This is a genomic window from Nocardia sp. NPDC006982 (assembly GCF_042869435.1).
Taxonomy (GTDB): domain Bacteria; phylum Actinomycetota; class Actinomycetes; order Mycobacteriales; family Mycobacteriaceae; genus Nocardia.
In genome coordinates this window covers 38857-64590 of record NZ_JBIAFV010000004.1, presented here as the reverse complement: position 1 = coordinate 64590, position 25734 = coordinate 38857, and the positions used below count along the sequence as shown (strand labels likewise).

The following is a 25734-nucleotide window of genomic DNA, read 5'->3' as shown; positions in this document are numbered from 1 at the left end:
AATTCGATGACCCTCCCGAATGGATCGGCACCCGAACTCGCCCGGCAGGCCGCCACCCGCGCCTACGAGCTCGACCGCCGCCACGTATTCCACTCGTGGTCCGCGCAGGCGCACCGGATGCCGATGACCATTACGGCAGCAGATGGCTGCTACGTATGGGACGCCGACGGTAATCGGCTGCTCGATTTCTCGTCGCAGATGGTGAACACCAATATCGGTCACCAGCATCCGAAAGTCGTTGCCGCGGTGCAGGAGCAGGCCGCCAAGCTGTGCACCGTCGCACCGCAGCACATCAACGATGCCCGCTCCGAGGCCGCCCGGCTGATCGCCGAGCGGACCCCGGGCGAACTCGACAAGATCTTCTTCACCAATGGCGGCGCCGATGCCGTGGAACACGCGGTTCGGCTGGCGCGCCTGCATACCGGCCGCTACAAGGTGCTTTCGCGCTACCGGTCCTATCACGGCGGCACCGAGACCGCGATCAACCTCACCGGCGACCCGCGGCGCTGGCCCAACGACCACGGCAACAGCGGCGTCGTCCATTTCTTCGGTCCGTTCCTGTATCGCTCGCAATTCCATGCGAGCACCGAAACCGAGGAAGCCGAAAGGGCTTTGGCGCATCTCGAACAGACAATTGTGTTCGAGGGACCGGACACGATTGCCGCCGTCGTGCTCGAATCCATCCCCGGCACAGCGGGAATCATGGTCCCGCCGCCCCGGTATATGGCGGGTGTCCGGGCGCTGTGCGACAAATACGGCATCGTCTTCATAGCCGATGAGGTGATGTCGGGGTTCGGGCGCACCGGAAAGTGGTTCGCCATAGAGCATTTCGAGGCCGTCGTTCCCGACCTGCTGACCTTCGCCAAAGGGGTGAACTCCGGTTATGTGCCGCTCGGCGGTGTCGCGATCAGTCCCGCCATCGCGGCGACCTTCGATGATCGTCCGTACCCTGGCGGGCTGACCTATTCAGGCCATCCGCTGGCGACGGCCGCGGCGGTCGCGACCATCAACGCGATGCGGGACGAGCGCATCGTGGAGAACGCCGCCGATATCGGTACCCGCGTCCTCGGCCCCGGCCTGCGTGAACTTGCCGAACGCCACCCCAGCATCGGTGATGTGCGCGGGGCCGGTGTGTTCTGGGCACTGGAACTGGTGCGGGACAAGCGAACTCGCGAGCCGCTGGCGCCCTATGGCGGGACCAGCGCGGCCATGAACGAAACGGTTGCCGCGGCCAAGGCGGCGGGCCTGCTGCTGTTCGTCAACTTCAACCGACTGCATGTGGTTCCGCCGTGCATCATCGACGAGGCCGAGGCCAAAGAAGGTTTGGACATTCTCGACCGTGTACTCGTGCTCGCCGACGAGCACACGCTCTGACCTGTTCCAACGCAAGGGAACCCGAGTGCGTAGCCTGCCCCCGGGTTTCTTCGCCACCGACCGGTTCAGCGGAAGAGGTAGCGGAAGATCACATCACCGGTCTTGCGGTCGGTGACCTGGCTTCCGTTCGCCTTTGGCGGTCGAGGCAATCACGCCGGAGGACAGGCGAACCTAGCTTCGCGCCACGTCGACCACCCGGTTCTCTGCTGCGATGCGCGCATGGAGCCTGGCGTCGGCGCCTTGCAGCGGTCGTCAGAGCCAACCTCGACACCGAATTCGGTTCGTCGGTCGCCTTGGCCGGCTCCGATGCGTCGAGTGCGTCGGATTGCCGCCGGCGAGCTGGTGGCGGCGTTGTTCATCGCCGCGGAACCGTCGTCGAAGCCGGTGTGACCGTCAGCCGCGATATCGGAGCGCACCGATGGCATGTCGGAACAATCGCGGCCTCAACTCGGTTGGGACCGGGCATGACAACGCTTGGATTGATCGGTAGCGGGAATATCGGCGGCACCCTGGCACGGTTGGCCGTCGCGGCCGGACTCGATGTCGTGGTCAGTAATTCACGTGGTCCGGAAACGCTGGCGGAGCTGGTGGCCGAGCTCGGGCCGCGGGCGCGCGCCGCAACGGCCGCGGAGGCGGCCGCGGCCGGTGACATCGTCGTGGTCACGGTGCCGTTGAAGAACTACCGGCAGGTCCCGGTGCAGCCGCTGGCAGGCAAGGTCGTCATCGACACCAACAACTACTACCCGGACCGCGACGGCACCTTCCCCGAACTCGAGGACGGCACCACCACCAGCAGTGAGCTGCTGCAACGCCACCTGCCGACCTCGAAGGTCGTCAAGGCCTTCAACAATATTTTCTATCCCCACTTGGCCACCCTCGCCCGCCCCGCCGGTGCCCCCGACCGCTCGGCCCTGCCCATCGCAGGCGACGACGCCGACGCGAAAAAAGCCGCCACCGAACTACTCGACACCCTCGGCTACGACATTGTCGATGCGGGCCCCCTCACCGAAAGCTGGCGCTCCCAGGTAAACACTCCCGTCTACGGCGACCCCTACGCCGCGGACCTCCCGTTCTGGGAGCACCCCGCTGCCCCCGCTCCCGCCGAAAAGATCCGCGCCGCCCTCACCGCCGCGCAGCGCTGACAGCGCTCTGGACGACACCACGCCGAGCACCCGAGCACGCCACGGGTGGTGTCGCATATCCACTGGACGTCGCGCATAGGTTGCAGCTTGTGCGCGGCGTTGCCCTGTTCTGCGCCAACCTCTGTCACTGTGGCTCGCGTGGCCAGGCAGGGGGAGCAGAGTTATGCACAGGGTGCGAGTTATCCACAATCCGTGGGTTGGGGCTTTCGGCTTGGTGGGGGTGGTCGGGAACATCGGGGGGTGGAAATACCTCGAACTATTTCCCGGCGGAATGCGCTGGAAGCTGGATTCACCGGACGTGAGCTGAGCAGGCGGCCTTGGCAGCGGGTGTGTCGGGGGCAGTACCTGAGTGCGGTCGATATCGGCGAAATGACTACTGAACAAAGGCATCTGGTGCTGACCGGTGCTGTCGCCGCGGGCTCCAGTTCAGCTGCCGTCGTCAGTCACATCTCCGCGGCTGTCGTGCACGGTCTGCCGGTGTGGTCGATCCCGTTGGCACGGGTTCATTTGACCCGCGATAGAAGAACCGGGGCACGCACGGGTAGGCGGGTCATGATGCACGCCGCGTCCATCGAGTCGGACGAGGTGGTGCAGATCGGCGATCTGCGGGTGACGACAGCGGCGCGCACGATCGTCGACCTGGCCAGAACCGTGCCCTTCGAACAAGCTGTCGTGGTGGGTGATGCCGCACTGCGCCTCGGGCGTACCAGCAGTGCCGAACTGGCGGAACAACTACTGCGCGCGAACGGCCGCCCGGGCTGTCCGGCCGCGCGCCGCGTCATCGACTTCCTCGACGGCCGCGCCGAGAGCCCCGGCGAATCGCGGAGCCGGGTTGTCTTGTGCCGTGCCGGACTGCCCGCACCGGAACTCCAGCCGACCGTCCTGGATATCAACGGCGGATTCGTCGCCCGAGTCGATTTCCTGTTCCCGACGCTGGGCGTCATCGGCGAGTTCGATGGAATGATCAAGTACCGCAACAACTCCCGCCACGCTTCGCCCGAATCCACCGTGATCGCCGAAAAGCTCTGCGAGGACGCCCTGCGCGCCCTGGGTTGGGCCGTTGTCCGCTGGACCTGGCCTGACCTGGACACCCCGGACCGCTGGCTGACCCGGCTGGCCCGAGCCGCCGCCTTCGCCTCCCGAATCCACCGAGCCGGCACCTGGTGTGCCACCGAGCGCGGATGACCGACGCAACCCACCGCCTTCCGCGAGTGAAGCGGTCACACAGAGCCAGCGCATACCTCGCAGAAGGTAGGGAGGCCGCGGCCGTACCTCAGCTGGTGATGATGAGGAGTTCGGTGGGGGAGGCTATTTCGGCGCGGAGGCCGGATTTGGTGGCGATGCGGGCTACGGCGCGGATGTCGGTGGGGTCGGCGCGGGTGAGGACGAGGGCGCGGGCGAGTAGGCCCTTGTGGTGTTTGTTGAAGTGGCTCACCACGGTTCGTGAGCCGTCCGGATGTTCGGTGAGGACATTGGCGGTGATGGCATCGGGGATGCGGCCGAGCTGCTGGTATGTGCCCGAGCGCAGGTCGATGACGAGTTCACCGGCGGCCTCGGCGACCAGCGCGTCGGGCAGGACATCACGCCAGATGGCGGAAAGTGTCGGGAGGCCGGGAAGTTTGGCACCGCCGGAGAGCCGGTAGGCGGGGATGAGGTCGTCGGCGCGGACGGCGCCGAAGAGAGCGGAGCCGATGCCGAGGCGGGTATAGGCCTTGGCGCGTTGGACCTTGGTGAAGGAGCGGGCATCGAGGGCGTCGTAGAGCACGCCGGTGTAGCGCTCCAGTGCGGGCCGGGTGGCTGACGTGCGCAGCGTCGCATTGCGCGCGATCTCGGTATCGGCCCCCTTGCCGAGGCCGAGCACCGCGCGCGAAGCGTCCGGGTCGGCGGCCAACTTCACGACCTCGTCGATGAGCCGGTCGCGCACCGCCGTGAGCTGCGGCATCGCCAGCGACTCCAGCTCCAGCGGCACATCGGTTCCGCCATCGGACTTGGTTTCGGAAGGGGGCAGCAGCACCAGCACGAGCGGATAGGGTACCGCGTGAGCGAGCGTCAGCGAGTGAACCATCAACACAGCGCGCAATCGCGCACGGCGGAGCCGAGCGCCAGCGAGGTGGAGTCGTGAGCGGTCAGGGCTCGGAGGCGGTAGCTTGCGTAACCACGGAGAGCCCCCGGCTCATGCCGAAATGGGCCAATGCGTTGCAGACATCGTCGGGCCAGCGACTACCCTGTCGTTCCGTGATCACCCGCCTCTCCCACCTGTTCCTGCGTACCCTGCGCGACGATCCCGCCGACGCCGAGGTGCCCAGTCACAAACTCCTCGTCCGCGCCGGATATGTGCGGCGCATCGCCCCGGGCGTGTACTCGTGGCTGCCGCTGGGCCTGCGGGTGCTGCGGCGGGTCGAGCAGGTCGTGCGGGAGGAGATGAACGCCATCGGCGCACAGGAGATCTCGCTGCCCGCGCTGCTGCCGCGCGAGCCGTACGAGACCACCAACCGGTGGACCGAATACGGCGACGGACTGTTCCGGCTGCAGGACCGCAAGGGCGCGGACTATCTGCTGGGGCCCACGCACGAGGAGCTGTTCGCGCTCACGGTGAAGGGTGAATACAGCTCGTACAAGGATCTGCCGGTCACGCTCTACCAGATCCAGACCAAGTACCGCGACGAGGAGCGGCCGCGCGCGGGCATTCTGCGTGGCCGCGAATTCATCATGAAGGACTCCTATTCCTTCGATCTCGACGAGGACGGACTCAAGGCCAGCTACAACGCGCATCGCGAGGCCTACCAGCGCATTTTCAACCGGCTCATGGTCAAGTACGTCATCGTCGCGGCCACCTCGGGCGCGATGGGCGGCAGCGCGTCGGAGGAATTCCTCGCCGACAGCCCGGTCGGCGAGGACACCTACGTGGTGTGCCGCGAGTCCGGCTACGCCGCGAATGTGGAAGCGGTGGTCACGCCCGCTGCCGAACCGCAACCCATCGAGGGCCTGCCCGCGGCCGTCGTACACGACACCCCGAACACCCCGACCATCGCGACGCTGGTGGATTGGGCGAACGGTGCGGGCTTCTCCGCGCAACCGGTCACCGCGGCCGACACCCTGAAGAACATCATGGTCAAGCTGCGCCACCCGGACGGCAAGACCGAACTGCTCGGCATCGGTATTCCGGGCGACCGCGAGGTCGACGACAAGCGCCTCGGCGCCTCGGTCGAACCGGCCGAGGTAGAACTGCTCACCGAGGCCGATTTCGCCGCCAACCCGTTCCTGGTCAAGGGCTACATCGGCCCGAAGGCATTGCAGGCCAACGGTGTTCGCTATCTCGTCGACCCGCGCATCGGCACCGGAACCAGCTGGATCACCGGCGCCGACGAGCCGGGCAAGCACGTCGTCGGCCTGGTCGCTGGCCGCGATTTCACCCCTGACGGCACCATCGAGGCCGCCGAGGTGCGTGACGGCGATCCCTCGCCCGACGGGCGCGGCGTCCTGGTATCCGCCCGCGGCATCGAGATCGGCCACATCTTCCAGCTCGGCAACAAGTACACCGACGCGTTCGAGGTCGATGTGCTCGGCGAGAACGGCAAGCCGGTGCGGCTCACCATGGGCTCCTACGGCGTCGGCGTCTCCCGCATGGTCGCGGTGATCGCCGAACAGCAGCACGACGAGAAGGGGCTGCGCTGGCCGCGCGAGGTCGCGCCGTTCGACGTGCACGTGGTGATCGCGAACAAGGACGAATCCTCGCGCGAGGGCGGCGAACAGGTTGCGGCGCTGCTGGATACGGCCGGACTCGACGTCGTCCTGGACGACCGCAAGGCCTCGCCCGGTGTGAAGTTCAAGGATTCCGAGCTGATCGGCGTTCCGCTGGTCGTGGTCGTCGGCCGCGGCTGGGCCGAGGGCAAGGTCGAGATCCGCGACCGCTTCACCGGCGAATCGACCGAGGTCCCGGCCGATTCGGTAGTCGAATCGGTGCTCGCGCAGGTCCGCGGCGGGCGGTAGGTCTGCCTTCGACAACCGATGGGGAAGCCCGGTCGACCGAGCCCAGTCGGCCGGGCTTCTCGCATTCGTCCGGACCTACGGTTCCGTAGGCACGATTCGTGGCGCGCGGTAATCCCGGACCCGCTTCTTACTGCTATTACCCGCTGGTAAGTTAGCGGCATGACGAGCACCGACGCGTTGTTGTTCAACCCCACCAGCTATGACCCGAAGCAGTTCGACGCCGAGACGCGGCGGCTGCTCAAGGCCACCATCGAGTGGTTCGAGTCGCGGGGCAAGCGGCAGCTGCTGGCCGATGACGCGGACGCGGTGTGGGTGTCGGATTTCCTCGAGTTCGTCAAGAAGGAGCGTCTGTTCGCGACCTTCCTGACGCCGGCCGCCTACGCCGACGGTGACGCGAGCCGGCGGTGGGACGGTGCGCGCAATGCGGCGCTGTCGGAGATCTTCGGCTTCTACGGTCTCGCGTACTGGTATGCCGAGCAGGTCACCATCCTCGGCCTCGGCCCGATCTGGCAGAGCGATAACGAGGACGCCAAGAAGCGCGCGGCCGCCGATCTCGCCGATGGCCAGGTGATGGCATTCGGTCTGTCCGAGCGCGATCACGGTGCCGACATCTACAACACCGACCTGATCCTGACGCCGACCGAGCCGGGCAGTGCCGATGCCGAGGCCGGCATCCTGTTCCGCGCCAATGGCGTCAAGTACTACATCGGCAATGGCAATGTCGCATCGATGGTGTCGGTGTTCTCCCGCCGCGCCGATATCGAGGGCGCGGACGGCTATGTGTGGTTCGCCGCGGACAGCCGCCACGACAACTACGAGCTCATCGACAACGTCATCCACGGTCAGCTGTATGTCAGCACCTTCGCGCTGCACGACTACCCGGTGACCGCCGCCGACATCCTGTCCACCGGTCCCGAGGCCTTCTCCGCCGCGCTCAACACCGTCAATGTCGGCAAGTTCAACCTGTGCCACGGCAGCATCGGCATGGTCGAGCACTCGTTCTACGAGGCCATCACGCACTCCAACAACCGCATCCTCTACGGCCGGGCCGTCACCGAATTCCCGCATGTGCGAACGAATTTCGTGGATGCGTACGCGCGCATCGTCGCGATGAAGCTGTTCAGCGACCGCGCCGTCGACTATTTCCGCAGCGCCGGCCTCGAGGACCGCCGCTACCTGCTGTTCAACCCGATGACCAAGTCCAAGGTGACCTCCGAGGGCGAGACCGTCATGACGTTGCTGCTGGATGTGCTCGCCGCCAAGGGGTTCGAGAAGAACACCTACTTCGCGCAGGTCGCCCGCTATATCGGCACCTTGCCCCGGCTCGAGGGCACGGTGCACGTCAATGTCGGCCAGATCCTGAAGTTCATGCCGAACTACCTGTTCAACCCGAAGGACTACCCGGAGATCGGCACCCGTGTCGATGCCGCCGACGACGAGTTCTTCTTCCGGCAGGGTCCGGCTCGTGGCGCGGGCAAGGTGCAGTTCGCCGACTGGACTCCGGTGTATGAAAAGCACGCCGATCTGCCGAATGTCGCGCGCTTCTACGAGCAAGCCCAGGCCCTGCGCACCCTGCTGACCACGGCAGCACCCGATGCCGATCAGCAGAAGGACCTCGACTTCATGCTGACCATCGGCCACCTTTTCTCCCTGGTGGTCTACGGCCAGCTGATCCTGGAGCAGGCCGCTGCCACCGGCTTGGACCGCGACATCATCGAGCAGATCTTCGACTTCCAGATCCGCGACTTCAACGGCCACGCCACCACCCTCTACGGCAAGCCCTCCGCCACCCCCGACCAGCAGGCCTGGGCCGCCTCCGCCCTGCGCCCGCCGGTCACCGACCGTCCCCGCTTCGACCGCGTCTGGGCCGAAGTCGCCGCCTACGACGGCACCTACGAAATGCGCCCGTAGTCACTCGCGCGCGGCGCGAAATCTGCCTACCGGGCGCTGCGGGTGTCGAGATCCGCGGCGGTGGTCGCCATCGGACAGCAGGCCCCGAGCTGTTCGTAGTCCAGGTCTGGCAGTGGGTGTCGCGTTCGAGAAATTCGGCACGGAGCGCGCAATCAGGCCTTGCCGGGAAAGGCGACTGTCGGCGGGTTGGCGCCGAGGATGGCTTGCCAGGTGGCCAGGCGCAGCGCGCATTCGGTGAGGGCGTCGACACCCGTCCGGCGGATGGATTCGGAGCTGCCGTTCTCGACGACCGCGCGCCAGGCGACGGCGGTATCGGTTTCCACCGTGACGGCCAAGTTCGCCGCCGGAATCGGATCGTTCACCGGGAACGGCGTGGTGTAGGCGGCGTCCGGCGGCGGCACCGCGACTCCGGCCGCTTTCAACGCATCGATGGTGGTGTCGCGGCGGGCACGGTGGGCGGCGGTGTCCTGCGCGACCATGCGGACTCGCTCGGCGGACGCGTAGGCCGCGATCACGCCGTAGGCGTACACCGCTGCGTATTCGGCGCGCAACGCGTCGAGCAGGGCTTGGCGTTCGGCTTCGGTCATGTGCGCATCCCTGTCCGGATCAGTTGAGCGGTGCGCACGGCATGGCGCGCGAGGTAGGTCGAGGCGGCACGACTCATGCCAGCAACACCCCCGCGTGCGCCGCACACGACGCGCTGATCGAGGCCAATAGCCCTGCCCGATAACCGGATTGGGTGCGGGCGAGATCACCCGCGGACTGCTGCGACTTGGCCAGCCGAGTGCGCAACTCGTCGATGCTCGGCGGCGTGTTGGGTGATCCGGATCCGCCGCCCGATGCCGCGGGGGAAGTTCCGGAAGGGGGCGGGGACACTTCGCGGGTACGGTGCGTCGGAGTGGTGCCGTCACCGTAAACGCCGATCACACGGTTGATTTCGGCACGCAGCGCATCCGCGTGTGCGGTGCGTTCGTCCGCGATCGCGGTCAATGCGGCATGCCGCTGCGGCGTCACCGCGATCGCCGCCGTCGCGGCCGCTGCGTCGGCGCGCGCCAGGTTCTCTTGTGCGGCAAGCGGATCGGGCTGATGTACCGTCTTGTCCGTACATCCGGCCACCGCGCCGACGGCTAGCACACCCACGGTCGTGCCGCCGGCCAGCCGCAACGCGGTGCGGCGGTCGACGATGCCGATGCGGCCGACACCGGCGCTGCTGTGCTGGGATTGATGCCGGTCGTCGGGGATGCCGGAAGTGCACCCGGCGCGCGGCGGGGCGGGGAGGCGGATTGGCACGGCACCATCGTGCCAGATTCGCGCGGCACGGCCGACCGAGCGTCTACCGTGCGGTCGGTGCGAGGCCCGGCGCGCTGTATTGCGGGCGCGTGGCCAGGAAACTTGCTCGAGGCCGCTGGTCCATTACACTCTCGAGGCGCGTTACGCTAGATCTCCGGTAGAGAAATTTTCCGCTAGCGACTGCTTGCAGGTCGCTCGAAAAGATCAGCCGTCTGACAACTGAACCAGGAGCCGCCCCACATGCCCATGCCGACCGAGGAAAGGGTGAGCCAGCTCGTTGCTGGGCTCGTCGAGCGCCGAGGATTCGACCTCGAGGGTGTCGAGATCTCGACGGCGGGCAAGCATGTGGATGCCCAGGCTCGGGTGCAGGTCATCGTCGACAGCGATGCCGCTTCCGATCTCGATGCCATTGCCGGACTGAGTACGGAACTCTCCGAGGCCCTCGACAATGCGGGCGATTTCGGCGAGACGCCCTATCTGCTCGAGGTGACCAGCCCCGGCATCGACCGCCCGCTCACCGCCGATCGCCACTGGCGCCGCGCCCAAGGACGCAAGGTGCGGATCAAGCTACGCACCGGCGCGCCGTCGCCGGATCCGAAGTCATCGGACAAGTTCGAGGCCAGGGTCGGTGTTCTCACCGATGACGCGGTGGCGCTGGTGCTCGGCGGGAAGAACAAGCCGCACCGGGTGACGATTCCGCTGGCCGACATCGCCGAGGCCGTCGTCCAGGTGGAATTCAACCCGCCCGGCGCGCGGGAACTGGAACTCGCGGGCGGAGTCGCGCCCGGTCGTCCGCGGCCGGGGCAAGAGGAAGCGGTGGACCCCACCGCCGATGTCCGAGGAACAACCGATGTACCAAATGAACCGACAGGATCTGTAGCCGCCGGCGACCGCTCGCAGGTCGCTCGAAACAACACAGCGTCCGATTCGCCGACCGAAGGGATCGTGGAATGAACATCGAAATCGAAGCCCTGCGCGCGATTGTCGCCGATAAAGGGATCTCGATCGAGACCGTGATCTCCGCGATCGAGTCGGCACTGCTCACGGCCTACCGCCACACCGAGGGCCACCAGCCCAACGCGCGCATCGATATCAACCAGAAGACCGGCGTGGTCCGGGTGATGGCGCGTGAACTCGACGCCGACGGCAATGTGATCTCCGAATGGGACGACACCCCAGAGGGTTTCGGCCGGATCGCGGCGACCACCGCGCGCCAGGTGGTGCTGCAGCGGCTGCGCGATGCCGAGAACGAGAAGTCCTTCGGGGAATTCTCCACCCATGAGGGCGACATCGTCGGCGGCGTGGTGCAGCGCGATGCCCGCGCCAATGCCCGCGGCACCGTGGTGGTGCGGATCGGCAGCGAACTGCACGGCACCGAGGGACTGATCCCGCCCGCCGAGCAGGTGCCAGGCGAGAGCTATGAGCACGGCGACCGGATCAAGTGCTACGTCGTCGGTGTCTCCCGCGGCCAGCGTGGCCCGCAGATCACCCTCTCGCGCACCCATCCGAATCTGGTGCGCCGACTGTTCGCGCTCGAGGTGCCCGAGATCGCCGACGGTTCGGTGGAGATCGTCGCGGTCGCTCGCGAGGCCGGACACCGCTCCAAGATCGCGGTGCGTACCACCGTGCCCGGCGTCAATGCCAAGGGCGCGTGCATCGGTCCGATGGGTCAGCGCGTGCGCAACGTGATGAGCGAACTGGCGGGGGAGAAGATCGACATCATCGATTACGCCGATGATCCGGCGACCTTCGTCGGGAATGCGCTGTCGCCGTCGAAAGTTGTCTCGGTCACGATCGTGGATCCGGAGGCCCGCGCCGCACGCGTGGTCGTCCCAGACTTCCAGCTCTCGCTCGCCATCGGCAAGGAAGGGCAGAACGCCAGGTTGGCGGCCCGTCTGACCGGTTGGCGGATCGATATCCGCAGCGATGCCACCCCGGATGCGGGCAGCGGCAGTGTGCGGACGGAGGCGCATCGGAGTTGATCGATTCCCGCGAATCGGGCCCGCCGGATGACATGTTCGTAACTTCCGAAGGGGCGGGGTTCGGTGTTCCGAGCGGGACAGCGGTAGAGTGGTCTCAGGTTCAACGCGAGCCTTCGGTTTCTTTGCCCGAACGCATCACCGAGCTGACCCCGGCGCACCGACGTCGAGCGGCTCCGATGCGAACGTGTATCGGATGCCGAAAGCACGAGTTGGCCGTCGATCTGTTGCGGATCGTGGCGCAGGACTGTGAGACCGGTGACGGTTCCGAGGTTGTTGCGATAGTTCCCGACCCGCGGCGCAGACTTCCCGGACGGGGTGCCTGGCTGCACCCCGTTTCGGTTTGTTTGCGCACCGCAGAACGACGCCGAGCATTCGGCAGAGCACTACGAGTGTCCGGAAAACTGGATATCTCAGCCCTGGAGAAGTACCTCGAGAACAGGCACGAGCACTCATGAGCACACCGTGAAGCACCAACGATGAACGTCCATCGGAGATAACCCGAGGTCGTGCGGGCCCGCCACCCCTAGGCGGAGGCACTGCTCGACCTCTCAGTGAGGAGAGCAGTGGCAGGCAAGGCCCGCGTGCACGAGTTGGCCAAAGAACTCGGTGTCACGAGCAAAGAACTACTCGCAAGGCTCAAGGAGCAGGGCGAGTTCGTGAAGTCGGCGTCCTCGACGGTGGAAGCACCCGTCGCACGTCGACTGCGCGAGTCGGTGGCGGGGAAGTCCGCGCCGACCAACGGCACAGCGAAGTCCGGGGCCCGGCCCGGTCCCGCATCGAGCACCCCGTCCGCGAAGCCCGCCGCAGGTGGCGGTCCGCGTCCGGGCCCACGTACCCCGGCTCCTGCGCCCGCGCAGGCAGCGACCCCGGCGGCTCCGGCCGCCCGTGAGACGGCGGCTCCGGCCGCGCGTCCGTCCGACGCTGTGCGTCCCGGTCCGGCCGCACGTCCCGGCCCGGCCAAGCCCGCCGCCCGGGAGACCGCTCCGGTCCAGGAGACCCCGGCGGCTCCGGCCGCGAAGGCCTCCCCGGCGCCCAGCACTCCGGCGCAGAGCGGCCCTCGCCCGACTCCGGGTGGCGCACGTCCCGGTCAGCAGCAGCGTCCCGGTGCTCCGGCACACGGTGGTCCGCGTCCCGGTGGTCCGGGAGCCGGCCCCAAGCCGGGGCCGAAGACTCCGCGGGTCGGCAACAACCCCTTCTCGTCGGCGCCCGATCGTGAGCGTCCCGCGCCGCGTCCGGCCCCCAGCCAGGGTGGACCTCGCCCGGGTCCCGGCCAGGGACCGCGTCCGGGTCCGGCCCAGAGTGGTCCGCGTCCGGGTGGTACCCAGGGCGAGCGGCGTCCGTCTCCCGGCCAGGGTGGCCCGCGTCCCGGTGGGCCGCGTCCGAGCCCCGGCTCGATGCCGCCGCGCCCGAATCCGGGTGCCATGCCCGCGCGTTCGGCCCGTCCGGGTCCGGGCGGCGGCGCCGGTGCGGGTCGTCCGGGTCGTCCGGGCGGTGGCCCGGGTGGTGGCGGCGGTCGTCCCGGTGGTGGCGGCGGTGGCGGTGGCTACCGCGGCGGCGGCGGTGGTGGCGGCGGTGGCACGGGTGCGCCCGGTGCAGGTGCCGGTGCTCCCGCGGCCGGTGGTTTCCGTGGTCGTCCCGGTGGCGGTGGCGGCGGTCGTCCGGGTGGTCCCGGTGGCCGTGGTGGTGCGGCCGGTGCGTTCGGTCGTCCCGGTGGCGCCCCGCGTCGTGGTCGTAAGTCGAAGCGGGCGAAGCGCGCCGAGTACGAAAGCATGCAAGCTCCCGCCATCGGTGGCGTGCGGCTGCCGCGCGGTAACGGCGAGATCATCCGTCTCGCCCGCGGCGCTTCGCTGTCGGACTTCGCGGAGAAGATCGATGCGAACCCGGCGGCCCTGGTGCAAGCCCTGTTCAACCTCGGTGAAATGGTCACCGCGACCCAGTCGGTGAACGACGAGACCCTCGAGCTGCTCGGCAGCGAGATGAACTACGTCGTGCATGTGGTCAGCCCCGAGGACGAGGACCGTGAGCTGCTGGAATCGTTCGACCTGACCTATGGCGAGGACGAGGGCGGCGAGGAAGACCTCGAACAGCGGCCGCCGGTGGTGACCGTGATGGGTCACGTCGACCACGGTAAAACCCGACTGCTCGACACGATCCGTAAGGCCAACGTCCGTGAGGGCGAGGCCGGTGGCATCACCCAGCACATCGGCGCCTACCAGGTGCTCACCCATCTGGGCGATAACGACCGGCTCATCACCTTCATCGACACCCCGGGTCACGAGGCGTTCACCGCCATGCGTGCCCGTGGTGCGAAGGCCACCGATATCGCGATCCTGGTGGTCGCCGCCGACGACGGCGTCATGCCGCAGACGGTGGAAGCCATCAACCACGCGCAGGCGGCCGATGTGCCGATCGTGGTCGCGGTCAACAAGATCGACAAGGAAGGCGCGAACCCGGACAAGATCCGGCAGCAGCTGACCGAATACAACCTGGTTGCCGAGGAATACGGTGGCGACACCATGTTCGTCGACATCTCCGCCAAGCAGGGGACCAATATCGAGCAACTGCTCGAGGCGGTACTGCTGACCGCGGACGCGGCGCTGGATCTGCGGGCCAACCCGGACATGGACGCACAGGGTGTCGCCATCGAGGCGCACCTCGACCGCGGCCGCGGCCCGGTGGCGACCGTGCTCATCCAGCGCGGCACGCTGCGCGTCGGTGATTCGATCGTGGCGGGCGACGCCTACGGTCGCGTCCGCCGCATGGTCGACGAGCACGGCGACGATGTCGTCGCGGCGCTGCCGTCGCGGCCGGTCCAGGTCATCGGCTTCACGTCGGTGCCGGGCGCCGGTGACAACCTGCTCGTCGTCGACGAGGACCGGATCGCTCGCCAGATCGCCGACCGTCGCAATGCGCGCAAGCGCAACGCACTGGCCGCGCGCAGCCGCAAGCGGATCAGCCTGGAAGATCTGGATGCCGCGCTGAAGGAGACTTCGGAGCTCAACCTGATCCTCAAGGGCGACAACTCCGGTACCGTCGAGGCCCTCGAGGAGGCGCTGCTCGGTATCGAGATCGACGACGAGGTGCGCCTGCGGGTCATCGACCGCGGTGTCGGTGGCGTCACCGAGACCAATGTCAACCTGGCGTCGGCGTCGAACGCGATCATCATCGGGTTCAACGTCCGGGCCGAGGGCAAGGCGACCGAGCTGGCCAACCGCGAAGGTGTGGACATCCGGTACTACTCGGTGATCTACCAGGCCATCGACGAAATCGAGAAGGCCCTCAAGGGCATGCTCAAGCCGATCTACGAAGAGGTCGAGCTGGGCCGGGCGGAGATCCGCGCGATCTTCCGTTCGTCGAAGGTCGGCAATATCGCCGGTTGCATGGTCACCTCGGGTTCGGTCAAGCGCAACGCCAAGGCGCGCCTGCTCCGCGACAACATGGTGGTCGCCGAGACGGTCACGATCTCCACCTTGAAGCGGGAGAAGGACGACGTCACCGAGGTCCGCGAGGGCTTCGAATGCGGTATGACGTTGACCTACAACGACATCAAGGAAGGCGACGTGATCGAGGCCTACGAGCTGCGCGAGAAGCCGCGCGACTGATTTGTTCGTCGGTGGTCCGGTCCGGCCGTCAACGCTGGACCGGACCACCGAGACGATCTCTCGTAGGCGCCGATACAGGAGGCTTGGGTGTACCTGGGTGCACTGGAGTTCGACATCCTGCTCGGAGATGTGCACTCGCTGAAGCAGAAGCGTTCGGTGATCCGGCCCGTACTGGCCGAATTGCAGCGCTTCGGCGTGAGTGCCGCCGAGGGTGGGGAACAAGACCGCCACCGTCGCTCACTGCTCGGAGTCGCCATGGTCAGTTCCGGTATGGATCACCTGACCGAGGTACTCGACAAATGTGAGCGTCACGTCGCGGCTCGTCCGGAGTTAGAGTTGCTGGCAGTGCGCCGCAGGATCTTCGGACCCGAAGACTGAGCCGCGGCGGGAACGACGGGCCCGGAGGCGGTAGCTTGCGTAACCACGCAGGGCCCCGGTCCCGCCGCAAAATGAACACAGCAAGTGAGGAGGGTTCAGCCATGGTGGATCAAGCCAGGGCACGCCGACTCGCCAAGCGGATTTCCGCGATCGTGGCGACCGCGATCGAATACGAGGTGAAGGATCCGCGTCTGAATTTCGTAACCGTGACCGATGCGAAGGTCACCGGCGATCTGCGCGAGGCGACGGTGTACTACACGGTGATGGGCGAAACCCTCGACGTGGAACCGGATTACGCGGCCGCGGCCGCCGGTCTGGAGAAGGCGAAGGGTGTGCTGCGCTCGAAGGTGGGCGCGGGCACCGGCGTGAAGTTCACCCCGACGCTGGCGTTCGTGCTCGACAAGGTGCCCGACGCGGCACGGGATATGGAGGAGCTGCTGGCCAGGGCGCGGGCCGCCGATGACGCGGTCGCGAAGGTGGCGGCCACCGCCACCCACGCCGGCGATGCCGACCCGTACAAGGTCGAACGCGAATCCGACGAGTGACGTGCGGTAGACAATGACGACGATGCCCGTCGACCCGGGTAGGGGGGTCGCTGTCGATGCGGTCGATTTCGGACCGGCCCTTGCCGCATTGAACGCGGCACGTTCGGTCACCATCCTGTGTCATGTGCAGCCCGATGCCGACACCATCGGCAGCGGGCTCGCTTTGGCATTGGTGTTGCATCGGCGCGGTGTCCCGGTGTGGGTATCGTTCGCCGAGCCGGCCGAACTGCCCGCAACGATGCGGACGCTGCCCGGTGTGCAGCATCTGGTGCCGCCCGCGGATGTGCCCGCCGAGGTGGATCTGCTGGTTTCCGTGGACTGCGGCAGTGCCGGTCGGCTGGGTGCGCTCGCCGATCGATTGGCCGGGGCCCGAACAACTTTGGTTTTCGATCATCACCGCTCCAACACCCGGTTCGGGACGATCAATGTGATCGATGCGAGTGCGGAATCGACGACAAGTCTGATGGCGCGGCTGCTCGATTCCTGGCAGGAGCCGATCGATGCCGAAGTGGCACATTGCCTTTACGCCGGATTGGTCACCGATACCGGATCCTTTCGGTGGGTGCGCCCCGGCACCCATCACCTGGCCGAGCGGCTACTGGCCACCGGCATCGACGGTGCCGAGATCACACGCTCGCTGATGGATACGCATCCGTTCGGCTGGTTGCCGATGCTGTCGCGGGTGCTCGGCTCGGCTCGGTTGGAGCCCCAGGCCGGTGGTGGGACCGGGCTGGTGTACGCCATTGTGCGGCGCGAGGATGTCGATGGTGTGCGCTCGGAAGAGGTGGAGAGTGTGGTCGATATCGTCCGCACCACCTCCGAGGCCGGGGTTGCCGCGGTGTTCAAGGAATCGCGCACGATTCCGGATCGGTGGACGGTGTCGCTGCGGTCGCGCGACAGTGCGCCGGGGGCGCAGGACGGTGTCGATGTGGCCACTGTCGCAACATCTTTGGGCGGTGGGGGCCATCGGTTCGCGGCTGGATACACCACTAATGGCACGTCCGAATCGATCGTCGCGGCGCTGTTGGCCGAACTCGGGTGAGTTCGGAAGTCAGCGGGGTCGCGTCGAATCCGATCGGCGCGGTGGGGCCGCGACGGATTCTCGGACTCGCCTTGCCGACCTTGGGTGTGCTGGTGGCCGAGCCCATCTATCTGCTCTTCGACCTGGCCGTGGTCGGGCGGCTGGGGGCGTTGGCGTTGGCCGGGCTTGCGGTCGGCGGATTGATTCTGGCGCAGGTCAGTTCGCAGCTGACGTTCCTCTCGTATGGGACCACGGCGCGGGCGGCGCGGCGGCATGGGGCGGGGGATGAGCGCGGTGCGATCGGAGAAGGGGTGCAGGCGACCTGGGTCGCCGTAATCGTCGGGACGCTGGTTCTTGTTGTGGGGCAGGCGATTGCGGTTCCACTGACGAATGTGATCGCCGGTGGTGGGGATATTGCCGGGGAGGCGTTGGTCTGGGTGCGGATCGCGTTGTTCGGGGTGCCGCTGATTCTGATCGCGATGGCGGGTAACGGGTGGTTGCGCGGGGTGCAGGAGACGCGCAGGCCACTGCTGTTCGTTGTGGCGGGACTGCTGGTTTCGGGGGTGCTGTGCCCGACTCTGGTGCACGGGTTGCTGGGTGCGCCGCGGCTGGAGTTGGCGGGTTCGGCGGTCGCGAATGCGGCGGGCCAGTCCGTGACGGCCGGGCTGTTCCTGACCGCGCTGGTGCGCGCACGTGTTCCGCTGGCGCCGCACTGGTCGGTGATGCGGGCACAGCTGGTACTCGGTCGTGATCTGATCGCCCGCAGTCTCGCCTTCCAAGCCAGCTTCGTATCGGCGGCGGCCGTCGCCTCCCGGTTCGGTGCGGCATCGGTGGCCGCTCACCAACTGGTCCTGCAGCTCTGGAATTTCCTTGCCCTGACCCTGGATTCGCTCGCCATCGCCGCCCAAACCCTGGTCGGTGCGGCACTCGGCGCGGGCGATGCCACCGGAGCGCGCGGACTGTCGCGTCGCATCACCCGCTGGTCGGGCGGATTCGCGCTGGTCCTTGCGGCGGCCTTCGCGGCAGGCGTGACCGTCATCCCCGAACTCTTCACCGACGATCCGGCCGTCCTCGAACGCACCTACGTCGCCTGGTGGTTCTTCGTCGCTATCATCCCGATCGCGGGCATCGTCTTCGCCCTCGACGGCGTCCTCCTCGGCGCGGGCGACGCCGCCTACCTCCGCAACACCACCCTCGGCGCCGCCCTCCTCGGTTTCCTCCCCGCCATCTGGCTCTCCCTCATCTTCAACTGGGGCATAGCAGGCATCTGGACCGGCCTCGTAGCCTTCATGCTGCTACGTCTGGTCGCCGTAGTCTGGCGCGCAGAATCCGGCCGCTGGGCGCAAATCGGTACGGAGATCCCGCGTGTGAGTGCGTAGCCCGGTGCGCCACGGTTTCCCATCCCACGCATGTTTTCGCCGAGCGAACGTGCCCGGCGGCTAGCAGGTTGTGAGTGGTGTCGGCGGACGACCACTCCGGCTCGGCGAACTTGTTTGCGGCTGCAGCGGGTCGTCGGTGGTGTCGGCGGACATCTCACCCGCCGGGTGAGTTCGTGTGCGGCGGGTGTCGGCGGGCGCCGACCCTGCCGGACGAACTTGTTCGCGGCGGGTGGCGGGTGTCAGTGGTGTCGGCGGACGACCACTCCTGCCGGACGCACCGAGCGGCCGGAGACCGTCAGCCCGGTTTGGACGACCGATTCCACCGTGCGGTCCAATGCGGGATCGTTTGTCTTCGCGACATCCGCCGCTTCCATGGTGCGCGAGTCGAAGGCGTCATCGGGGCGCGGGGTGACGAGTGTGCCGCCGCGACCGACGATGAGGCGTTCGATGCGGGTGGCGACAGCTTCGAATGCTGTTCGCTCGCGCGGGGATTCGGCGGTGGCGGCGCAGGCGGCGGTGTCGGTGTGGAGGGCGAAGAGTTCCAGGATGAGCGGAAGGTCGGCGCCTGCGCGGTCGCGGCGGTCGCGGGCCTTGGCCTCGTCGGCCAAGCGGTCGATGGTGGTGGCTTGGCGGGCGGCTACTCGGGTGAGGTCGTCGATGCATTCCGCCAGGTGGGCGAGTGAGTCGGTGGATTCGAGCTGTGGTGTGTGGGAGTTGACAGGGAAATCGGTCTGCGGCGCGTTCAGGGCCTCGACCTGTGGCGTAAGGGGATTGGCGGTGTGACCGGCCCGTGGTGCGTCGTCGGTGGGGGTCTCGGCCTGTGCTGCGATTGGGTCGGTGCCGTGACCAGACGGTGGTGCCGCTGCATAGGTCTCGGCCCATGGAGTGCGGGATTTGGCGGGGTGACCAGTGGGCGGTGCGGTTGAGTTGGTGACGTTTTCGAGCGGTGGCGTGAGAGGGCTGTCGGGATGGCTGACCTGTGGTGCGGTCGGGGCCTCTACCTGCGGCGCGGCGGGGGTGGCTGGGTTCTCGGGGTCCGGCGCGGCGGGGTCGGTCATGTTCGCACTTTAACGCGATTTCGCGGGGGTGCTGCGATTGTTTTGGGCGGCATCGGGATCCACTGTCGGGAACTGGGCTGGTGTCGGATGTGGCTGCTACCATCGCGTCTCATGGGGGTCTACGGCATCGACCTTGGTACGACGAATTCGGCGATCGCGCGGATAGACGCCGATGGTCGGCCCGAAGTCATGATCGGTTTGAACGGCGAGGCGACCGTGCCTTCGGTCGTTTTGTTCGCGTCGGCATTCGATCATCTGGTGGGCGAGGGTGCGCGGCGACAGGCCAGGCTCGATCCGGAGCATGTGTGCGCGCTGGTGAAGCGGCGGATGGGCGATACGGATTGGCGTTTCGCCGCGCACGGCCAAACCTGGTCCGCGCCTGCGGTTTCGGCGCTGATTCTGAAAAGCCTTGCCGCAGATGCCGAGTTCAGCGGTGGCGAACCGGTGAAGCGCGCGGTCATCACCGTGCCCGCCTACTTCGGTGACGAGGAGCGGCGCGCGACCATCCAGGCGGGCACGTATGCGGGCTTCGATGTGGCGGGCGTTCTCTCCGAGCCGATCGCCGCGGCATTGTCCTACGGTTTCGGCCGGCTCGACGGCAGCCCTGCGGTGCGAGCGACGGGCCCGGAGGCGGTAGCGCCCGGACAGGCACAGTCGGCCGAAGGCGGCCCGGTGTGGGTGGCGGACGGTGACGGGCGGGCCCACGGAGGGCACCGGGAGCACCGCGAATTCAGCACCGACGTCGGCAAGCCGGGCCCGCGCGAGACGGTTCTCGTCTACGACCTCGGCGGCGGCACGTTCGACGCGACGGTCATCGAACTCGCCGACCGCCGCATTTCGGTGCTCGCGGTCGAGGGCGATCACCAACTCGGCGGCGCCGACTGGGATGAGCGCATCGCGCTGTACCTTTCGCAGAAGTTCTGCGAGGCGAATCCGGATGCCGAAGACCCGCTGGACGATTCGGCGGGTTCGCAGATGCTGGTGCTGGCCGCCGAACGCGCCAAACGCGAGCTGACCGATGCCGAGCGCACCGATGTGGTGATCGCGCACGATGGCGCCCGCGCGGTGATCCCGCTGACGCGCGCCGAAGTCGATGCGATGACCGCCTCGCTCATGCGTCGCACCATCGACCTGACCCGCGATTGCCTGACCGCGGCGAGCAAGCGTGGTGTCGCATCCGTCGACCGTCTGCTGCTCGTCGGCGGCTCTTCACGTATGCCGATGGTCGAGCGCGAACTGCGCAAGGAACTCGGCCTCACCGGTGAACTGCGCGATCCCGACCTCTCGGTGGCGCGCGGCGCGGCGCTGTACGGCGAGAAGCTGGAAATGGAACGTCTCGTTCTCGCCGACCTCACTACCCGCGGCCGACTGCGCGACGGCGCGAATATCGAGGACGCCGCGCCGGCCGATCTGGACCAATCGATCGCCCGCGTGGCCGCCTCCTTCGGGCAACCGGTCGGGCTAGTGCGCCGGATGCTCGAAATCCAGGTCGATACTGTCGTTTCACGCGGTTTCGGTGTCCTCGCGCTCGACTATCAGTACGGGCTGGCGGCGACCTGGTTGGTGCATCGCAATTCGACGCTGCCGGTGAAGGTGCGTCGTTCCTTCGGCACCGTGCGGGCCGATCAGGACGAAATCGCGCTGACCATCGTGGAACAGCAGGGCCAGGCGGCATCGGCGCGCCCCGAGGATGCGAAGGTGCTGGTGGAAGGGCGCATTCGCGGCATCCCCGCGGGCTATCCAGAGGGCAGCGAGGTGCGGGTGACCTTCGAGATGGGCTTCGACGGCGTCCTGCGCGTCACCTGCCATCACGTCGACGCCGATATTCCGTTGGTTCTGACCGCGCAGACCGGCGCGACCCTGTCACAGGCGGATGTGGCGCGCGAACTCGATCAGGTCCAGCGCACCCGCCGCCGCGACAGCTGAGCCGTGACCATGCAGGCGTTCGACCCGAACGACTACCGCAAGCGGGTGCTCGCCGCAGTCGAACGCCGCGGCGGGCTCGAGGAGTCGGATCCGTTCGAGCTTTACGACATTCCGCTGGAGGAGGCGGAGACGCTGAGCGATGCCGAGATCGCCGCGCGGGTGGAGGAGGTCTGGGGTTTCTGGCAGCGCCAGCGCGACCATCCGAAATACCGGGTGCTGGTGGGGCTGCTGGTCGACGCGCACCCGAAGCTGTCTCGCGTACTGCTGGATTCGGCGCTCCGCCGGGTGGAAGCGGCGCGAATCCGGGAGATGCGCGAGCGCCGGGATGCGGACCGCTACGAGATGCTCGACGCGGCGATCTCGCGATTGTTGCAGCGTCACGGCGGGGTTCCGGCCGGGAAGGTCCCCGGGCTGGAGGAGATCGGTGCGATGGGCGGGCTCAGTGCCGCCGAGGTCGCGACTCGATTGCGCAGGCATCGCGTCATCGAGGATGCCCCCGCGCCCGCCGGTGTGCTCACCGACCAACGCAGACAACAGATTCGGCAGTTGCTCGGCGAATGGGAACGGCTCGTCGACGGTGAACCGACGCCGACGTTGTTCGCGCTGCTCCGGGTGGATCCGGCGAAGGCCGGTCAGACCCAGGAGATTCGACTGCGCGCCGAGGCATTGCGCGCGCGGTCCCGGGAGCTGCCGCCCGGTCGCATCCGAGTTGTGTTGGACGAGTTGCTGATTCACATCCACGATGTGCTCGAATCGGGTGACGCGCCGCTGCGGGCGTATCTGCGGACGGTAGCCGAGGATGTCGCCAAGGAATTGCGACCCAAGGTCAGGGCGGCGGTGCTGGTAGAGGACGAACTCGTCGGCGACGACTTCCATTATCTGCTCGACGAGGCGATGCGGTTGGGCCTCGAACGGGCCGACGCCACCCGTGTGCTCACCGAGATTGCCGCGGAACTCGGTGCGCGAGTAGCCAATTCGCCGCCAACCGCGCCACCGCGACCGATATCGCAACCGCCTGCACCCAGACTTTGGGAACCACCGCTCAAGGCTGCCCGAGCGGCGCTGCGTGGGGGTCGCCCACAGGAAGCCGCGCGGCATGTCGAGCAGGCGCACCGGCTGGTCGGGCCCGACGGGGAAGGGCTCACTCCGATCCGTTCGGTATCCGATGAGGTCGACCGGGTGCTGAACGAGGCACAGGCGCACTGGCGTGATGCGACGGTCGCGTGTGCGGCACGGCGATATGTCGAGGCGCTGCCGCATCTGGAACAGGTGCGCCGCACCGCAGCCGATCTGCTGCCACCGAATCAGGTGCCGAGTATCGACCAGTTGCTCGCCGAGGCCCGAGCGGCCATTGCCGAGGCGGACCGGCTCGTCGCCGAGGCACAAGCTGGACCGGCCGATGCCAGGATGCGCGGGCTGCTCGCCGCGGTCGAGGTATGCGCCGATCACGCCGGTGCGTCCGCCGCGCTCGCGGAGTCGCCGATCGAGGCCCCGCAGCGCGTCGAGGCCACCAGATTGGCGAATGGGTCGGTGCTCGTGGCGTGGTCGCCGACATCGACGGATAACGTCGCCTACCGGGTAACCAGGTTGCAGCCGGACGGATCGTGGCGCGTGGTCGGCCGCACACAGGCGACCGAACTCGAAGACGGTGGCGCACCCGCCGCCGGGCAGCCGGTGTACGCGGTGGCCGCCGCTGTCGCCGGCAGATACTCCGAGACCACCCGATCGGATACCGGCCAGGTCGCGAAACCGCAAGGCAGACGGGAACAACCGCGCGACGATCCGTCGCCGAGTGGTATTCCGACCGTGACCGGACTGGCCGAGCAGGCGGGGCTACTGGTTTTCACCTGGCCCATCGGCGTCACCGAAGTCATGGCCGTTGTGCGACCCGACCAGCCGCCGACCGCCCCGGACGACCCCCAGGCCCGCTGCTGGAAGGTCACCAATATGCGCTACGAAATCGACGGTGGTGTCCGGATACCGCCCGATATCCCGCGACCATGTCATATCGCGATCGCATCCTGCCGCCGTGAGACGAACGGAAAGCTCACTGTCGCTGCGGGTTTCGCACCGACGGCGCGAATCCGCTGGCTCGGCTAGCCGGGTGCGAGGATCCGCTGGCTCGGATAGCCGAGATCGGTCTGCGTGCCGTCGATTCCGAGATACAGACTATCTGCGGCCGGGGCGTCGGCACCTCGATAGTGCTGCGTGCGGCCCGCGCCGTCCATTGTTGTGTGGATTCCCAATTCGCACCCGGACCCTGCGCGGAATTGTGTGCGGACGTGCGAGGTTGCGCGCCAACCGGGTCGCCGCGAAATGGGCGGCGCCTCGGCCAGGCGAATTCGCACGGCGACGGTGACATGCTCGAGGGAGCATTCGGCGGCGAGGATGCACTGAGCCACGCCAACGCACGGAGCCACGACGATGCATTCGGGCACGGTGCCGCGCAGGGCGACCATGAGCACGGTTCGGGCCGCGCGCAATGGTTGTTGCTCGCCCCCGTCGCTGCCCTCCTGCTCATCGCACCACCCGCACTGGGCGCGGGCGCGGCGGTAACCAGTTCGCCCGTCCAGGTCGTCCCGCGCGACATCGCCGCGGAGCAGCCGAAGCTCTGGGCCTTTCCACCGTTGCCAGCTGAGCAGGCGCCGCGGTTGCCGATTGTGGATCTGGTGGATCGGGCGCTTCGGGACTCCAGTCACTCGCTGGACGGTCGTGAGGTCACTATCGGTGGGTTCATTATTCGGTCCAAGGATCTTGAGCAGCAGCATCCGGATACGCCCGATGCGGATCTCGCGCGCGTGGTCATCACCTGCTGTGTCGCTGATGCCCGGTATGTACTCGTGCACCTGTCGGGGATGCCGGAGGTGATCGAGGACGATGCCTGGCTCGAGATCAGGGGGGTCGTCCAAACCGGTAGCGCCCAACGGGATCCGGATCACACGCCCACCCTCGTCGTCACCGACTACCAGCGGATCGAGGCTCCGGACCGGCCTACGAACGCGGCCGTTAGCGGGCGGACTCGAACCGGTATCGCCCATGATCATCGAGCCGAACGGTGGCAACTCCCGCGGATATGCCAATGTAGGTGTGGTGATACCCAAGTTGATGGCGGTGAGCGACATTCACGTCGGGCACCAGGGGAATCGTCCGGTCGTCGAGCAGATTCGGGCGGATTCGCCCGAGGACTGGCTCATCGTGGCCGGGGACGTCGGGGAGAAGTCCGACGATATCCGCTGGGCGCTGGAGTTGCTGCGCGGCCGCTTCGCCAAGGTGATCTGGGTGCCGGGGAACCACGAATTGTGGACCACGGCGAAGGATCCGGTGCAGATGCACGGTGTCGCGCGCTACGACTACCTGGTGTCGATCTGCCGGGACCTCGATGTCATCACTCCGGAGGATCCGTTCCCGGTGTGGACCGGAGCGGGGTCCGAACAGCACGGCGGTCAGGTGACGCTGGTCCCGATGTTCCTGCTGTACGACTACTCGTTCCTGCCGAAGGGCACCAAGACGAAGGCCGAAGGCCTCGCCCTGGCCCGGGAACGCAATGTGGTGGCCACCGACGAATTCCTGCTGTCGCCGGATCCGTATCTGACCCGTGATGCCTGGTGCCACGCCCGAGTGCAGGTCACCAAGCGGAAACTGGACGCGCTGCCACCCGAGACGCCGATCGTGATGATCAATCACTTCCCGCTGGTCCGCCAGCCCACCGAGGTGCTGTGGTACCCGGAATTCGCGCTCTGGTGCGGCACCGATCTGACCGCCGACTGGCACACCAGCTACAACGTGGTCTGCTCGGTCTACGGCCACCTGCACATCCCGCGCACCTCCTACTACGACGGCGTGCGCTTCGAAGAGGTGTCGCTCGGCTACCCGCGCGAATGGCAGCGTCGCGGACTGCCCGACCAGTTGCTGCGCCAAATCCTCCCGACCCCGGACTACCCGCCGGGTTCGCTGAACAAATGGGGCGGCCACTTCAAGGTGACACCCGAGATGGAGGCCGCAGCAGCCGAGATGCGCGCAAAAGCCGAGCGTCGCCGCGGCGTTTGACCTCTGTCCGGCATCGCGGCGGCAAATTTGATTCGCAGCGCAACTACTGATTTGGTGTGTACATGGGTAACTCGTCGGGTACGGGCAAA

At 67.3% G+C, this 25734-nt stretch carries 20 protein-coding genes and 1 pseudogene; 17 read left to right on the top strand and 4 right to left on the bottom strand.

What is annotated here, in order from left to right; translation table 11 throughout:
- Nucleotides 1-6 precede the first annotated feature (6 nt).
- The 3 genes from ACFYOW_RS17275 to ACFYOW_RS17265 all read left to right on the top strand — a co-directional run bounded on the left by ACFYOW_RS17275 (nt 7) and on the right by ACFYOW_RS17265 (nt 3701).
- On the top strand, nt 7-1374 hold the full coding sequence (locus ACFYOW_RS17275; protein ID WP_387288952.1) for an aspartate aminotransferase family protein: 1368 nt from the start codon (nt 7-9) through the stop codon (nt 1372-1374).
- Between the two features lie 464 nt (nt 1375-1838).
- Nucleotides 1839-2516, top strand: coding sequence for an NADPH-dependent F420 reductase (locus ACFYOW_RS17270; RefSeq protein WP_387288950.1), 678 nt, complete (start codon nt 1839-1841; stop codon nt 2514-2516).
- A gap of 369 nt (nt 2517-2885) precedes the next feature.
- On the top strand, nt 2886-3701 hold the full coding sequence (locus tag ACFYOW_RS17265) for a hypothetical protein (RefSeq protein ID WP_387288948.1): 816 nt from the start codon (nt 2886-2888) through the stop codon (nt 3699-3701).
- Nucleotides 3702-3789: 88 nt separating this feature from the next.
- On the opposite strand, the gene yaaA is transcribed toward ACFYOW_RS17265, so the two are convergent.
- Complete coding sequence (gene yaaA, locus ACFYOW_RS17260) at nt 3790-4536, bottom strand: peroxide stress protein YaaA (RefSeq protein WP_387290026.1); 747 nt, start codon at nt 4534-4536, stop codon at nt 3790-3792.
- 215 nt (nt 4537-4751) lie between these two features.
- On the opposite strand from yaaA, the gene ACFYOW_RS17255 reads away from it, so the two are divergent.
- Nucleotides 4752-6506, top strand: coding sequence for a proline--tRNA ligase (locus ACFYOW_RS17255; RefSeq protein WP_387288946.1), 1755 nt, complete (start codon nt 4752-4754; stop codon nt 6504-6506).
- A 159-nt stretch (nt 6507-6665) separates the two neighbouring features.
- Entirely contained in the window at nt 6666-8417 is a 1752-nt protein-coding gene (locus tag ACFYOW_RS17250) for an acyl-CoA dehydrogenase family protein (protein WP_387288945.1), read from the top strand.
- 152 nt (nt 8418-8569) lie between these two features.
- Here ACFYOW_RS17250 and ACFYOW_RS17245 read toward each other — a convergent pair whose 3' ends face one another.
- A complete protein-coding gene (locus ACFYOW_RS17245; RefSeq protein ID WP_387288943.1) occupies nt 8570-9004 on the bottom strand; it encodes a ferritin-like domain-containing protein in 435 nt (144 codons plus the stop codon).
- Between the two features lie 73 nt (nt 9005-9077).
- Entirely contained in the window at nt 9078-9707 is a 630-nt protein-coding gene (locus tag ACFYOW_RS17240; protein WP_387288941.1) for a hypothetical protein, read from the bottom strand.
- 240 nt (nt 9708-9947) lie between these two features.
- On the opposite strand from ACFYOW_RS17240, the gene rimP reads away from it, so the two are divergent.
- The 8 genes from rimP to ACFYOW_RS17200 all read left to right on the top strand — a co-directional run bounded on the left by rimP (nt 9948) and on the right by ACFYOW_RS17200 (nt 18614).
- Nucleotides 9948-10661, top strand: coding sequence for a ribosome maturation factor RimP (rimP, locus tag ACFYOW_RS17235; RefSeq protein WP_387288939.1), 714 nt, complete (start codon nt 9948-9950; stop codon nt 10659-10661).
- Nucleotides 10658-11689, top strand: a complete 1032-nt coding sequence (gene nusA, locus ACFYOW_RS17230) for a transcription termination factor NusA (RefSeq protein WP_387288937.1) — start codon at nt 10658-10660, stop codon at nt 11687-11689. Before rimP ends, nusA begins: the two co-directional genes overlap by 4 nt.
- A gap of 176 nt (nt 11690-11865) precedes the next feature.
- The gene (locus ACFYOW_RS17225) at nt 11866-12144 is read left to right on the top strand and encodes a YlxR family protein (protein WP_387288935.1); all 279 of its coding nucleotides are present in this window, start codon (nt 11866-11868) and stop codon (nt 12142-12144) included.
- Nucleotides 12145-12252: 108 nt separating this feature from the next.
- Nucleotides 12253-15291: a translation initiation factor IF-2 gene (gene infB / locus ACFYOW_RS17220; protein WP_387288933.1), complete on the top strand. Its 3039-nt coding sequence runs from the start codon at nt 12253-12255 to the stop codon at nt 15289-15291.
- A gap of 87 nt (nt 15292-15378) precedes the next feature.
- Entirely contained in the window at nt 15379-15669 is a 291-nt protein-coding gene (locus tag ACFYOW_RS17215; protein WP_040693064.1) for a DUF503 domain-containing protein, read from the top strand.
- A gap of 101 nt (nt 15670-15770) precedes the next feature.
- Entirely contained in the window at nt 15771-16214 is a 444-nt protein-coding gene (gene rbfA / locus ACFYOW_RS17210) for a 30S ribosome-binding factor RbfA (protein ID WP_040693060.1), read from the top strand.
- A 22-nt stretch (nt 16215-16236) separates the two neighbouring features.
- Nucleotides 16237-17256 (top strand): bifunctional oligoribonuclease/PAP phosphatase NrnA, encoded by a 1020-nt coding sequence (locus tag ACFYOW_RS17205; protein ID WP_387288930.1) that lies wholly within the window; start codon nt 16237-16239, stop codon nt 17254-17256.
- The gene (locus ACFYOW_RS17200) at nt 17253-18614 is read left to right on the top strand and encodes an MATE family efflux transporter (protein ID WP_387288928.1); all 1362 of its coding nucleotides are present in this window, start codon (nt 17253-17255) and stop codon (nt 18612-18614) included. The genes ACFYOW_RS17205 and ACFYOW_RS17200 overlap by 4 nt, the downstream gene beginning before the upstream one ends.
- Nucleotides 18615-18853: 239 nt before the next feature.
- On the opposite strand, the gene ACFYOW_RS17195 is transcribed toward ACFYOW_RS17200, so the two are convergent.
- The gene (locus ACFYOW_RS17195; protein ID WP_387288926.1) at nt 18854-19672 is read right to left on the bottom strand and encodes a hypothetical protein; all 819 of its coding nucleotides are present in this window, start codon (nt 19670-19672) and stop codon (nt 18854-18856) included.
- A gap of 111 nt (nt 19673-19783) precedes the next feature.
- Here ACFYOW_RS17195 and ACFYOW_RS17190 point away from each other — a divergent pair, with 111 nt between their 5' ends.
- The 4 genes and pseudogenes from ACFYOW_RS17190 (at nt 19784) to ACFYOW_RS17175 (ending at nt 25645) form a co-directional block, all read left to right on the top strand.
- Nucleotides 19784-21598 (top strand): Hsp70 family protein, encoded by a 1815-nt coding sequence (locus ACFYOW_RS17190; protein WP_387288924.1) that lies wholly within the window; start codon nt 19784-19786, stop codon nt 21596-21598.
- Nucleotides 21599-21607: 9 nt separating this feature from the next.
- Entirely contained in the window at nt 21608-23698 is a 2091-nt protein-coding gene (locus ACFYOW_RS17185; protein ID WP_387290024.1) for an Ig-like domain repeat protein, read from the top strand.
- A gap of 260 nt (nt 23699-23958) precedes the next feature.
- Nucleotides 23959-24531: pseudogene (locus ACFYOW_RS17180) on the top strand (TIGR03943 family putative permease subunit); the annotation flags it as partial.
- A gap of 157 nt (nt 24532-24688) precedes the next feature.
- Entirely contained in the window at nt 24689-25645 is a 957-nt protein-coding gene (locus ACFYOW_RS17175) for a metallophosphoesterase family protein (protein ID WP_387290022.1), read from the top strand.
- Nucleotides 25646-25734: the final 89 nt, after the last annotated feature.

Bases quoted from the DNA above. Each gene is read 5' to 3' on its own strand.
- ACFYOW_RS17250 (WP_387288945.1), top strand. From the start codon at position 6,666: ATGACGAGCACCGACGCGTTGTTGTTCAACCCCACCAGCTATGACCCG.
- ACFYOW_RS17205 (WP_387288930.1), top strand. From the start codon at position 16,237: ATGCCCGTCGACCCGGGTAGGGGGGTCGCTGTCGATGCGGTCGATTTC.
- ACFYOW_RS17225 (WP_387288935.1), top strand. From the start codon at position 11,866: ATGCGAACGTGTATCGGATGCCGAAAGCACGAGTTGGCCGTCGATCTG.
- nusA (WP_387288937.1), top strand. From the start codon at position 10,658: ATGAACATCGAAATCGAAGCCCTGCGCGCGATTGTCGCCGATAAAGGG.
- ACFYOW_RS17265 (WP_387288948.1), top strand. From the start codon at position 2,886: ATGACTACTGAACAAAGGCATCTGGTGCTGACCGGTGCTGTCGCCGCG.
- rimP (WP_387288939.1), top strand. From the start codon at position 9,948: ATGCCCATGCCGACCGAGGAAAGGGTGAGCCAGCTCGTTGCTGGGCTC.
- ACFYOW_RS17195 (WP_387288926.1), bottom strand. From the start codon at position 19,672: ATGACCGACCCCGCCGCGCCGGACCCCGAGAACCCAGCCACCCCCGCC.
- ACFYOW_RS17190 (WP_387288924.1), top strand. From the start codon at position 19,784: ATGGGGGTCTACGGCATCGACCTTGGTACGACGAATTCGGCGATCGCG.
- ACFYOW_RS17270 (WP_387288950.1), top strand. From the start codon at position 1,839: ATGACAACGCTTGGATTGATCGGTAGCGGGAATATCGGCGGCACCCTG.
- ACFYOW_RS17245 (WP_387288943.1), bottom strand. From the start codon at position 9,004: ATGACCGAAGCCGAACGCCAAGCCCTGCTCGACGCGTTGCGCGCCGAA.
- rbfA (WP_040693060.1), top strand. From the start codon at position 15,771: ATGGTGGATCAAGCCAGGGCACGCCGACTCGCCAAGCGGATTTCCGCG.
- ACFYOW_RS17275 (WP_387288952.1), top strand. From the start codon at position 7: ATGACCCTCCCGAATGGATCGGCACCCGAACTCGCCCGGCAGGCCGCC.
- ACFYOW_RS17185 (WP_387290024.1), top strand. From the start codon at position 21,608: ATGCAGGCGTTCGACCCGAACGACTACCGCAAGCGGGTGCTCGCCGCA.